Genomic DNA, 12,642 nt, shown 5'->3' on the forward strand with positions numbered 1-12,642 from the left:
CGCGCGCGACTAGAGCTCTGACGCGTTTTCTTTACGCGAACCGGTACCCACTTCGCTCGAAAACGCTCTAGCCCCCGCCCGGATAGTTCGGCGCCTCGCGCGTGATGGTGACGTCGTGGACGTGGCTTTCGCGCAGGCCTGCGCCGGTGATGCGGACGAACTGGGCCTTCTGATGCAGATCGTTCATATCGCGCGCGCCGACATAGCCCATCGCGGCGCGCAAGCCGCCGGCGAGCTGGTGCATGACGTTGCCGACCGGACCCTTGTAGGGCACCTGGCCCTCGATGCCTTCAGGGACGAGCTTGAGCGCATCCTTGATGTCCTGCTGGAAGTAGCGGTCGGCCGAGCCACGCGCCATCGCGCCGACCGAGCCCATGCCGCGATAGGCCTTGTAGGAGCGGCCCTGCCACAGGAAGACTTCGCCGGGCGTCTCGTCGGTGCCGGCGAGCAGCGAGCCGACCATGGCGATGTCGGCGCCGGCGGCAAGTGCTTTCGCCAGATCGCCGGAGAACTTGATGCCGCCGTCGGCGATGACGGGGATGTCGGACTTCTTCGCCGCCTCCACCGCATCCATGATCGCGGTGAGCTGCGGCACGCCGACGCCGGCGACGATGCGCGTGGTGCAGATCGAGCCCGGGCCGATGCCAACCTTGATGCAGTCCGCGCCGGAATCGATCAGCGCCTGCGCACCCTCTGCGGTGGCGACGTTGCCGGCAACGACCTGCACCGAATTGGAAAGACGCTTGATGCGGTTCACGGCGTGCAGCACGTGGCGGGAATGGCCGTGCGCGGTGTCGACGACGACGAGGTCGACGCCGGCGTCGATCAGCCGCTCGGTGCGCTCGAAGCCGGTGTCGCCGACGGTGGTTGCGGCCGCGACGCGGAGGCGGCCCTGCGCGTCCTTGCAGGCGAGCGGATGGGCGACGGCCTTTTCGATGTCCTTGACGGTGATCAGGCCGACGCAGCGATACTGATCGTCGACCACGAGCAGCTTCTCGATGCGGTGCTGGTGCAGCATCCGTTTGGCTTCGTCCTGGCTGACATTCTCGCGCACGGTCACGAGCTTTTCGCGCGTCATCAACTCGGAGACTTTTTGCTGCCGATCGGTTGCAAACCGCACGTCGCGGTTGGTGAGGATGCCGACCAGCCTGCCCGGCGTGGACTTGCCCGCGCCGGTGACGACGGGAATGCCGGAGATGCCGTGATCGCTCATCAGCTTCAGCGCATCGTCGAGCGTCGCGTCGGGGCTGATGGTGAGCGGGTTCACCACCATGCCCGACTCGTAGCGCTTGACCTGCCGCACCTGCGCGGCCTGCCCTTCGGGATCGAAATTGCGGTGAATGACGCCGAGGCCGCCGGCCTGTGCCATGGCGATCGCCATGCGCGCCTCGGTGACGGTGTCCATGGCGGAGGCCATGATCGGGATGTTGAGCGGGATCGCGCGGGTGACGCGGGAGCGGATGTCGACCTCGGAGGGAAGCACGTCCGAGAGGCCTGGCTTCAACAGCACGTCGTCGAACGTAAGGGCTTCGCGGATGCCTTGAAGTTGCACCGTGGCCATCTGCCAACTCCTTCCTGCGGCCATGCCGCAAATAGTTATGGATGAGCGCCGTCCTCGGCCTGCCTTGCGGCAGCGCCGTCGAATCGGAGCCCATCGGTGGGGTTGACGCGGGTCGATAGCACGGCCGCGTGACGAATCAAAGCAATTCGCACCGCTGGCCAGCCATGCACAGGCTTTTTACGTAAATTCGGCGTGGACAGCCTATGCGCGGCCCGATCGCCGCCGTTCCGGGACGCGACAAAGTCGCGAGCCCGGAATCCATCCCTCGGCGGTCCCTGCGGCTCAATGGATTCCGGGCTCGCGCCAACGGGCGCGCCCCGGAATGACGAAGGAACGAGCGCAGCATTTAGGTGCTATGCGTTGATCCGCAATGGTCCCGGCCGGGTGGCGGTGATAAGCCGCAATCCTCGCCCGTCCTTCCGATTTCCATTACCAATCCGTCATGGTCGACAAGCAACGCATCATTCCGCTGATCGTGGCCACCGCTCTCTTCATGGAGAACATGGACTCGACCGTGATTGCCACCTCGCTCCCGGCGATCGCGGCCGACATCGGCACCAGCCCGCTGACGCTGAAGCTCGCGATCACCTCCTATCTCCTGTCGCTCGCGGTGTTCATCCCGGCGAGCGGCTGGACCGCTGACAGGTTCGGCGCGCGGATGGTGTTCGCGATTGCGGTCGGCGTGTTCATGATCGGCTCGATCGGCTGCGCACTCTCGACCTCGGTCACCGATTTCGTGTTCGCGCGTATCCTCCAGGGCATGGGCGGCGCGATGATGACGCCGGTCGGCCGCCTCGTGCTGCTGCGCTCGGTCGACAAGAGCGCGCTGGTCAACGCGATGGCCTGGGTGACGGTCCCTGCCCTGATCGGTCCGGTGATCGGCCCACCGCTCGGCGGCTTCATCACGACCTATGCGTCGTGGCACTGGATCTTCCTGATCAACATCCCAATCGGTCTGCTCGGCATCTTCATGGCGCTGCGCTTCATCGATCCGATCAAGAGCGAGGATCAGGAGCCGTTCGATCTCTACGGCATGGTGCTCGCGGGCATCGGCCTTGCCGGCATCGCGTTCGGCCTGTCGGTCGCCGGCCTCAACCTGTTGCCGTGGGCTACGATCGTCGCGCTGGTCGCGGGCGGATCGATCGCGATGACGCTCTATGTCATCCACGCGCGGCGGACCGGATCGCCGGTGCTCGACTTTTCACTGCTCAATCTCCCGACGCTGCGGGCCGCCATTCTCGGCGGATTCCTGTTCCGGCTCGGCATCGGCGCACTGCCCTTCCTGCTGCCGTTGTTGATGCAGATCGGCTTCGGCCTGTCGCCGTTCCATTCCGGCCTCGTCACCTTCGCCTCCTCGCTCGGCGCCATGGGCATGAAGACGCTGGCCGCGCGCATCATCCGCGCCTTCGGTTTCCGCAATCTGATGACGGTGAACGCGATCATCAGCGCGTTCTTCCTCGGCGTCTGCGCGTTGTTCACGGTGACGACGCCGCTCCTGATCATCATGGTGATCCTTGTGGTTGGCGGCTTCTTCCGCTCGCTCGAGTTCACCGCAATCAATACGGTCGCCTATGCCGATGTCGAGAGCGCGCAGATGAGCCGCGCCACCACGCTCGTCAGCGTCAACCAGCAGCTTGCGGTCTCGGCCGGCGTCGCGGTCGGCGCGGCCTCGGTCGAGACCACGATGTGGCTCAGCCATGTCAGCGAGCTCAACGCCACCGTGTTCGCGCCCGCCTTCGTCGTGGTGGCGCTGACCTCGGCGGCATCGAGCTGGTTCTTCTGGCAGATGCCGGATGATGCCGGCCACGAGATCTCGGGCCGCAAGGTGGCGGAGATCGCGAGCCGCAAAGGCGCCGGCAAGGGCGCGGCCAAGGCTGCCGTCAAGGCCGCGACCGAGGATACCCAGGACGTCCGGGACCAGCGGCTGGGCTGATCCCGGACGTCACGATCTCGCGCGCGATCACGAACCGAGAAGATGCGGATCGACGACGCCGCTATCGTGGATCGCGTAGCACCCGGCCTGGCTTTCATGGATGCCGTCGAGCGTGAAGGCCGGCGTGTTGGGCTTCCAGAGATACTGGGGCGAGCCGGAATGGCCGACGGCCGTCTGCGACACCACAGAGGCGACGTCGAAGACGCGAACGTCGGTACCTGCTCGCAAGAGCGCGTTCAGCGCATTGAGATTCGAAGTCCCAGTCCCATTAGCTTGATCGAAGGTCGTCCATTGTCCGCTGACTGCCGACGCCGCACAGGGAAGCGTCAATGTCGCGATCGACGCCAGACTTTTCGTGCTTGTTGAAGTTGGAGCGACCCAGAAGTTCCAGATGGCCTTCTTGGTATTGAGCACGTCCAGGGGCGTCCTGCCTCTGTCCGCGGAAATGATGTCGGCACCCCCGAGATCCTCGATGAGATTCGTCGTATACGCCTTGGCGATGTGACTATACGCGTTATAGGCGTCTCCAATACCGATGAGATTGCCTTGGAAATCATCGGCCCGCATACCGGGAATGCCGAAATTGATATAGGCGAATTCATTGCCGATGCTGCGTTCGACCTCGCCTCTGTTGTTTGACAAGCCGTTGTAAGTGTCGCCGAGCCCGACAACCCTGCTGTCGCCCCACAGCGCAAATGACGGCTTTTGCGTCGGTCCCAGGATCGCGAGCGGTCGTGTGCTGATCCAGGGGACGTATGAGCCTGAAGGATCTCCCTGGTCCCAATAGTCGAACAGACAGGTCTGTGTTTGATTGCCGTTGTCGCGCTGAAATACCGGCTTGTCGATGATGGCCGGGAGGGGATTGAAGATGAAATTGGTCTCGCCGAGCCGGTTGCTGATCGACCGATCGTTGAACGGGCCCGGCTGCCCGTTGACGTCAAGCGCGGCCAGATTGCTCGTGAGATCGTGAAACAGCAAACCCGGCAACGTGCTGCTTGGCGGCGGCGCATCCGCCGATTGCCAAAGCCGCACCCAGAACATCGCATTGTCGGGAATCGGTGTCGGCAATACCAGCTCATCCGAAACGCTCCAGAGCCCGTCGGGAGTCGATACGAACGTGCCGTCCGAGGTCCCGGGGTTGGCCTCGGTCCACAGCACGGTATTGATGCTGCCGAGCGGATATTCGACCCGCGCGGCCCAAGTCCGGGGAGCGCCGGTCGGGGCAAAGACCGCAAAATTTGGCACCACAATTCGAATGCGCGACAATGCAGCGCCGGACCGGTTGAAGTGGGCCGATCTGTGCGCGGAGGATTGCAAGCTGTTGTTGTAGCTGTAGCGCGTCGTCGGCACCTGGCAGCTGGTCGCGACCTGGCCGATTCCGGTCAGATAAGTGGGCGTGGAGCAGCCTGCCGCGCGGCTGCTGCTCGTCGACACGAAGGTTGCCGACGGGATGGTGACCGCGCCTGCCTTCAACAGGTTACGTCGCGAAATGGACATTCTCACTGCCTTTGCATTGTTTGATAGAGCGCGCTGGTGACGGAGATCCGCAACGCGCAATGCAGAGACATGTAACCTTAGATTGTTATGTTATGATAACATATTAAACGCAATAAAGCACATCGCACGAAACTCTACGATACGACGCCAGCAAACCCTCTTCAATCTCTAGTCGATCAACAATGTTATTAATAACGTTGCCGATCATATCCAGCGCGCTGCATCAAACTGTCGTATTTCGCGTGATAGACGATCCTGGACGTGATGAAGGAGGTCTTCCCGGAATATTCTCCGATTCCGGACGTCAATGGCCTGAACGTGCCCAACACGACCGGTCACTTTCCGTCGTCGATCTACCTGCGTGTGCGCGGGTAGCGGAGAGTCGCGATCGGCGACTGCTCAGGATGCGCTGGTTCTTCTGGCAGATGCCGGATGATGCCGGCCACGAGATCTCCGGCCGCAAGGCGGCGGAGATCGCGAGCCGCAATGGCGGCCAAGGCTGCCGTCAAGGCCGCGACCGAGGATACCCAGGACGTCCGAGACCAGCGGTTGGGCTGATCCCGCACGTTGAGAGCGTCAAGAACCAAGAACATACGGGTCGATGACCCCGCTGTCGTGAATGACGTAGCACCCGGTCTGGCTTTCATGAATGCCGTCAACCGTGAAGGCCGGCGTGTTGGGCTTCCACAGATACTGGGAAGAGCCGGAATGACCTACGGCCGTCTGCGACACCACGGAGGCAACATCGAAGACCCGAACCTCGACGCCTGCCCGCAGCAGCCCATTGAGGACGTCAAGGTCTGGATTTCCAGATCCATCCGTTTGGTCGAAGGTGGTCCAATATCCGCTCGCGGCCGATGCCACAGACGGAAGCGTCAGAGTCGCTATCGACGACAGGCTCTTTGCACTTGTTGAAGTCGGTTTGGTCCAGACATTCCAGATGCTCCGCTTGGTGCCAAGCACAGCGTCTGGCGTTCTCGCGATGGTGCGGTCCAAAGGAATTATATCGTTGCCGCCGAGATCCTCGATGAGATTAGTCGTGTATGTCTTGGCAACGTACGTGTACGCGTTGTACGGGTCCTGAATGTTGATCGTATTTTGATAGAAATCATCCGCCCGCAGGCCGGAGATGCCGAAATTGATGTAGGCGAATTCATTGCCGATGCTGCGCTCGACCTCGCCTCGATTGTTCGATATGCCGTTATATTTGTCGCCGAGGCCAACAACGCGGCTATCACCCCACAAGGCAAATGACGGCTTTTGCGTCGGCCCCAAGATGGCGAGCGGACGCGTTGACATCCAATATATGTAAGCGCCGAGGGGATCTCCCTGGTCCCAGTAGTCGAACAGGCACGTCTGTGTTCCGTCACCATTGTCGCGCTGGTAGACGGGCTTGTCGAGGATGGCTGGAAAGGGATTGAAGATGAAATTGGTCTCGCCCAGTCGATTGCTGATCGACCGATCGCTGAACGGGCCCGGCTGCCCGTTGACGTCAAGCGCGCCCAGATTGCTCGTGAGATCGTGAAACAACAAACCTGGCAAGGTGCCGCTTGGCGGTGGTGCGTCCGCCGATTGCCACAGCCGCACCCAGAACATCGCATTGTCGGGAATCGGTGTCGGCAACACCAGCTCATCCGAAACGCTCCAGAGCCCATCGGGAGTCGATACGAATGTTCCGTCCGAGGTCCCGGGGTTGGCCTCGGTCCAGAGCACGGTATTGATGCTGCCGAGCGGATATTCGACCCGCGCGGCCCACATCCGGGGCGCGCCGGTCCCGGCAAAGACCGAAAAATTCGGCACAGCGATTCGAATTCGGGAAAGGGCCGCGCCCGATCGATTAAAGTGAACCGATCTGTGCGCAGAGGATTGCAAGCTGTTGTTGTAGCTGTAGCGCGTTGTCGGCACATGGCAGCTGGTCGCGACCTGGCCGATTCCGGTCAGATAGGTGGGCGTGGAGCAGCCTGCCGCACGGCTGCTGCTCGTCGACACGAAGGTTGCCGACGGGATGGTGACCGCGCCTGCCTTCAACAGGTTACGTCGCGAAATGGACATTCACTGCCTTTGCATTGTTTGATAGAGCGCGCGCTGGTGACGGAGATCTGCAACGCGCAATGCAGAGACATGTAACCTTAGATTGTTATGTTATGATAACATATTAAAACTCGATAGAACCACCTCGCATGACACTTCGCGCTACATTTCCTCTCGCCGGCCCTGCTCGACCATCAATGTTACTCATATAACGTTTGTCGATCACACTCAGCGCGCGCATTGCATCAAACTGTCGTATTTCGCGTGATAGACGATCTTCACCCCCAATGAGTGAGGACGCGATGAACCGGCCGGCCAGGGACATGATCAAATCGGCCTTCATGAAGGTGCATCGGGTGGCGCTGAGCGGCGGACTGGTGGTGCTCCCGAACCATTACTACACGCCGGTTGCCGACATCCGGGAGCTGGAACGGACCAAGGACAAATGGGCGAAACGGTCACCGATGACCGGAATAGATGCCGACCTTGGGCGGCAGGCGTCGCACTTGCGGGACATCGTCAAGCCGTTCGAGCCCGAATACCGCAACAACAGCACCTACAAAGAAGGCGCGGCCAAGGGCTTCGGACCGGGTTTCGGCTATGTCGAGGCGCAAGCCCTGCACGGCGTGCTGCGCTGGCTCAAGCCGAAGCGCATGATCGAGGTCGGATCCGGCGTGTCGACGCACTGCGCCACCAAGGCGCTGGCGATGAACGCCGCAGAGGGACACAAGGGAAAGCTCACCTGCATCGAGCCATATCCCAGCGACTATCTGAAAGGCTCCTCAGACGTCGAGCTGGTGGCCAGCAAGGTGGAGGAACTCGACCCCGCCACGTTCGATCAGCTCGGAGACGGCGATTTCCTGTTCATCGACACCTCGCATGTGGTGCGGCCGGTGGGTGACGTCACTCACCTCTATCTCGAGGTTCTCCCCCGCATCAAGCCAGGTTGCGTGATCCATATTCACGACATCTATTTCCCCTACTCGTTTCAGCGCGACCTCCTGACCGGGTTGTTTCAGGGCGCCGAGACGGCCGTGCTCCAGGCCCTCCTCACCAACAATGACCGGCTGGAAATCCTGTTCTGCCTCAGCATGCTGCACTACGACGCGCAGGACGTGATGAAGGACGTCTTCCCGGAATATTCTCCGATTCCGGACGTCAATGGCCTCAACGTGCCCAACACGACCGGTCACTTTCCGTCGTCGATCTACCTGCGCGTCCGCGGGTAGCGGAGCGTCGCGATCGGCGATGGCTCAGGTCGCGCCGCGAAACCCCGTCGCGAGCACGTAGCGCTCGGACGAGTCCTGCCGACTTGCTGCCGGCTTCACATGACGCACCGTCGCGAAATCGCGTTTGAGCTGGGCGAGCAGATCGGCGTCGGCTCCGCTCTGGAACGTTTTTGCCAGGAACGCGCCACCGGGCTTCAGGACATCGCACGCGAACGCAGCGGCGGTCTCGACCAGGCCAACGATGCGCAGCTGATCGGTCTTGCGGTGGCCCGTGGTGTTGGCGGCCATGTCGGACATCACGATGTCGGCGCCGCCGCCGAGCATCGCGGTGAGTTTTTCCGGCGCGTCATGGTCCATAAAGTCGAGCTGCGCGAAATCGACGCCGGGAATCTCGGGCATTTCCAACAGATCGATTGCGACGACCTTGCCCTTGCCGTCCACCGAGCCGACGCGCTTGGCGGCGATCTGGCTCCAGCCGCCGGGTGCCGCGCCGAGATCGAACACCGTCATGCCTGGTTTCAGCAGCCGAAACTTGTCGTCGATCTCGAGCAGCTTGAAGGCCGCGCGCGAGCGATAGCCAGCAGCCTTGGCCTTGGCGACATAGGGATCGTTGAGCTGCCGCTCCAGCCAGAGTTTTGACGACAATTTGCGCTTGCCGCCGGTCTTGACCTTGGTTTTGACTTGGACGTGCAAGCGGCCGGTGGTGTCCTTGGCCATCTCACCAGCTCCTGATCGCGCCGTCCTCGCGCATCATCTCGACCAGCATGCCCTCGCGCAGGCCACGGTCGGCGACGCGCAGGCGCGGCAGCGGAAAGGCGTGGCGGATGGCGTCGAGAATGGCGCAGCCGGCGAGCACGAGATCGGCGCGCTCGACGCTGATGCAGTTGTTGTTGGCGCGCTCCTCGTAGCTCATGCCGAGCAGCTTGCTGATGGTCGCGCTGAGGTCGGCATCGTTCATCCAGATGCTGTCGATGCGGCGGCGATCGTAGCGGGCGAGATTGAGATGGATGCCGGCGAGCGTGGTGACGGTACCGGAGGTGCCGAGCAGATGCATGTCGGCGAGATCGCGACCGTGCGCCGCGGCGAACGGCGCGACGTGGTTGGCGACCTCCCGCTCCATCGCGGCATAGATCTCCGGCGTGACGTCGCGGCCGCCGAACTGCTCGGCCAGCGTCACCACGCCGAGCGGGATCGACATCCAGGCCTTGATGCGCGGCTCCGGATTCGTGGGATCGCGCTCGATGCGCACGAGCTCGGTCGAGCCGCCGCCGATGTCGAACAGGATGGCCCCTCTGCCCCTTGGGTCGACCAGCGGCGAGCAGCCGAGCACGGCAAGCGCGGCCTCGGTCTCGCGGTCGATCACCTCGAGCTCGATGCCGGTCTCGGCCGCAACCCGGCTGCGGAAACCTTCGGCATTCGAGGCCGCGCGGCAGGCTTCGGTCGCGATCAGCCGCAGCCGCTTGGCCTTGCGCAGGTTGATCTTGTCGCGGCAGATGCTGAGCGCGGCGATGGCGCGGTCGATCGCGGCCTCGCTGATTGAGCCGGTCGCCGAGACGCCCTCGCCGAGCCGGATGATGCGCGAGAAGGAATCGACCACGCGAAAGCCGTCGCTGGTCGGACAGGCGATCAGCAGCCTGCAATTGTTGGTCCCGAGGTCCAGCGCCGCATAGACGCCGGTTCCCGGCGATGGCGCGGGGACGGTGGGCTCAGTGGCCAACGCCACCCCCACCATCGACCCCTCCAGCTCACCGTGCGGCACATGGCCGTCGCGGAGCCGCGTGTGGTCATTCATACAAACTGTCTTTCCGCGGCCCTAAGGGGCCGATCTGGAATTGCTTTTTCGCCTGAAACATTAGCAGCGCGGCGGGCCTGCGCAACATCGCATCACATAGGACCATGCCCATTCGTGCGTTGTCGTGAACGGGGCGGTGGGTTATCTGATAGGGGTCCGGCCCGCCACGGCGCCCACAAATCGCGCAATTTGCCGGCATTTCAGGTCATTCCCATGCAAGAACACACCAAATCGTCCACGCTCGAAAACGCTATTGCACTGCAAAAATACGGCGTCGGGCAACCGGTCCGCCGCAAGGAAGACGACACCCTGGTGCGCGGCAAGGGCCGCTACACCGACGATTTCAACCTGCCCGGCCAGGCCTATGCCGTGATCGTCCGCTCGACCCATGCCCATGGTGTGATCCGGGGCATCGGCACCGACGCCGCCAAGGCGATGCCGGGCGTGCTGGGGGTTTGGACCGGTACCGATCTCGATGCCGCCGGCTATGGCCCCTTCACCTGCGGCCTGCCGCTCAAAAGCCGCGACGGCTCCCCCCTGCTCCAGACCAACCGCCAGCCGCTCGCCACCGACAAGGTGCGCTTCGTCGGCGATCCCATCGCCTTCGTGGTGGCAGCGACACTGGCGCAGGCCCGCGACGCGGCTGAAGCCGTCGAGCTCGACATCGAGCCGCTGCCGGCGGTGACGGATCCGGAGGAAGCGACCAAGCCCGGCGCGCCGCAGCTTTACGACCACATCCCGAACAATGTCGCGCTCGACTATCACTATGGCGACATGGACAAGGTGAATGCGGCCTTCGCCGGCGCCGCCCATGTCACCAGGATCGACATCGAGAACACCCGCGTTGCGGTGGTCTCGATGGAGCCGCGCGTGGGGCTTGCCTCCTACGACAAGGCCAGCGAGCGCTACACCATCCAGATGCCGACGCAGGGCGTTGCCGGCAACCGTGCCAATCTCGCCAAGAACCTGAAAGTGCCGAATGAGAAGGTGCGCATCCTCACCGCCAATGTCGGCGGCTCCTTCGGCATGAAGAACGTCAACTACCCCGAATACATGTGCATCCTGTATGCGGCGAAGGCGCTGGGACGGCCGGTGAAGTGGCTCGACGAGCGCTCGACCAGCTTCCTCTCCGACAGCCACGGCCGTGCGCAGAAAATCCACGCCGAGCTCGCGCTCGATGCCGAGGGGCATTTCCTCGCCGCAAAGCTGTCCGGCTACGGCAATCTCGGCGCCTATATCACCGGCGTTTCGCCGAGCCCGCTCTCGCTCAACACCGGCAAGAATTTTTCCAGCGTCTATCGCACGCCGCTGATGGGCGTCGACATCAAGACGGTCTTGACCAACACCACGCTGATGGGCGCCTATCGCGGCGCCGGCCGGCCCGAGGCGAACTACTACATGGAGCGCCTGATCGACCGCGCCGCCGACGAGATGGGCATCAACCGGCTGACGATGCGCAAGCGCAATTTCATCAGGCCGAACCAGATGCCGTTCCCGGCTTCCTCCGGTGTCACCTATGACAGCGGTGACTTCCAGGCCGTCTTCAACAAGGCGCTCGACATCTCCGACCACGAGAATTTTGCCAAACGCAAGAAGGAAAGCAAGAAGGCCGGCAAGCTGCGCGGCATCGCGGTCGGCTCCTATCTCGAGGTCACCGCGCCGCCGAGCCCCGAGCTCGGCAAGATCGTGTTCGATCCCGATGGCTCGGTGCAGCTCATCACCGGCACGCTCGATTACGGCCAGGGCCACGCCACGCCGTTCGCGCAGGTGCTGTGCGCGCAGCTCGGCGTCCCCTTCGAGAGCGTCAAGCTCGTGCAGGGCGACAGCGACATCGTCCACACCGGCAACGGCACCGGCGGCTCGCGCTCGATCACCGCGACCGGGCAGGCCATCGTCGAGTCCTCGAAGCTCGTGATCGAAAAGGGCAAGCGCGCCGCCGCGCACATGCTGGAGGCCTCAGAGGCCGACATCGAGTTCGCCGACGGCACGTTCACGATCGCCGGCACCGACCGCAGCATCGACATCATGGAGCTGGCAAAACGCCTGCATGACGGCAAGGTGCCGGACGGCGTGCCTGACAGTCTCGATGTCGACCACACCAGCGAGGTGGTGCCCTCGGCATTCCCGAACGGCTGCCATGTCGCCGAGGTCGAGGTCGATCCCGACACCGGCATCGTGCAGATCGTGCGCTACAGCGCGGTGAACGATTTCGGCACGGTGATCAACCCGATGCTGGTGGCGGGCCAGCTCCATGGCGGCGTCGTCCAAGGCATCGGACAGGCGCTGATGGAGCACGTCCGCTACGACGAAAGCGGCCAGCCGATCACGGGCTCGCTGATGGACTACGCGCTGCCCCGTGCCGAGGACGTGCCGTACATGACGGTCGGCGATCACCCGGTGCCGGCGACGACCAATCCGCTCGGCAGCAAGGGCTGCGGCGAAGCCGGTTGCGCCGGCAGCCTATCGACGGTGGTCAACGCGGTGGTCGACGCGCTCTCCGACTACGGCATCAAGCACATCGACATGCCGCTGACGCCGGAGCGGGTGTGGCGCGCGATCCAGGACGCGAAAGGGACGGCGGCGTAGGGGGAGCAAAGAG

General features: G+C 63.2%; 8 protein-coding genes. 3 read left to right on the forward strand and 5 right to left on the reverse strand.

Translation table 11 applies throughout. The features are described 5' to 3' along the window. Positions 1-67: 67 nt before the first annotated feature. Positions 68-1,561, reverse strand: coding sequence for an IMP dehydrogenase (gene guaB / locus IC761_RS21285; protein ID WP_195798587.1), 1,494 nt, complete (start codon positions 1,559-1,561; stop codon positions 68-70). Between the two features lie 442 nt (positions 1,562-2,003). On the opposite strand from guaB, the gene IC761_RS21290 reads away from it, so the two are divergent. After that, positions 2,004-3,494, forward strand: coding sequence for an MFS transporter (locus IC761_RS21290; RefSeq protein ID WP_195798588.1), 1,491 nt, complete (start codon positions 2,004-2,006; stop codon positions 3,492-3,494). A gap of 27 nt (positions 3,495-3,521) precedes the next feature. On the opposite strand, the gene IC761_RS21295 is transcribed toward IC761_RS21290, so the two are convergent. Continuing rightward, positions 3,522-4,991: a hypothetical protein gene (locus IC761_RS21295; RefSeq protein ID WP_195798589.1), complete on the reverse strand. Its 1,470-nt coding sequence runs from the start codon at positions 4,989-4,991 to the stop codon at positions 3,522-3,524. 576 nt (positions 4,992-5,567) lie between these two features. Beyond that, entirely contained in the window at positions 5,568-7,043 is a 1,476-nt protein-coding gene (locus tag IC761_RS21300) for a hypothetical protein (RefSeq protein WP_195798590.1), read from the reverse strand. Positions 7,044-7,309: 266 nt separating this feature from the next. Here IC761_RS21300 and IC761_RS21305 point away from each other — a divergent pair, with 266 nt between their 5' ends. Next, positions 7,310-8,251: a class I SAM-dependent methyltransferase gene (locus IC761_RS21305; RefSeq protein ID WP_195798591.1), complete on the forward strand. Its 942-nt coding sequence runs from the start codon at positions 7,310-7,312 to the stop codon at positions 8,249-8,251. 24 nt (positions 8,252-8,275) lie between these two features. Here the strand turns inward: IC761_RS21305 and IC761_RS21310 are convergent, their stop codons facing one another. Both IC761_RS21310 and IC761_RS21315 read right to left on the reverse strand, forming a co-directional pair. Then, positions 8,276-8,968, reverse strand: coding sequence for an RlmE family RNA methyltransferase (locus IC761_RS21310; RefSeq protein ID WP_195798592.1), 693 nt, complete (start codon positions 8,966-8,968; stop codon positions 8,276-8,278). A gap of 1 nt (position 8,969) precedes the next feature. Then, positions 8,970-10,043, reverse strand: coding sequence for a Ppx/GppA phosphatase family protein (locus tag IC761_RS21315; protein ID WP_195798593.1), 1,074 nt, complete (start codon positions 10,041-10,043; stop codon positions 8,970-8,972). A gap of 213 nt (positions 10,044-10,256) precedes the next feature. On the opposite strand from IC761_RS21315, the gene IC761_RS21320 reads away from it, so the two are divergent. Continuing rightward, positions 10,257-12,629 (forward strand): xanthine dehydrogenase family protein molybdopterin-binding subunit, encoded by a 2,373-nt coding sequence (locus IC761_RS21320; protein ID WP_195798594.1) that lies wholly within the window; start codon positions 10,257-10,259, stop codon positions 12,627-12,629. Positions 12,630-12,642 lie beyond the last annotated feature (13 nt).

The sequence above is a fragment of the Bradyrhizobium commune genome (assembly GCF_015624505.1).
GTDB classification, from domain to species: Bacteria; Pseudomonadota; Alphaproteobacteria; order Rhizobiales; family Xanthobacteraceae; genus Bradyrhizobium; species Bradyrhizobium commune.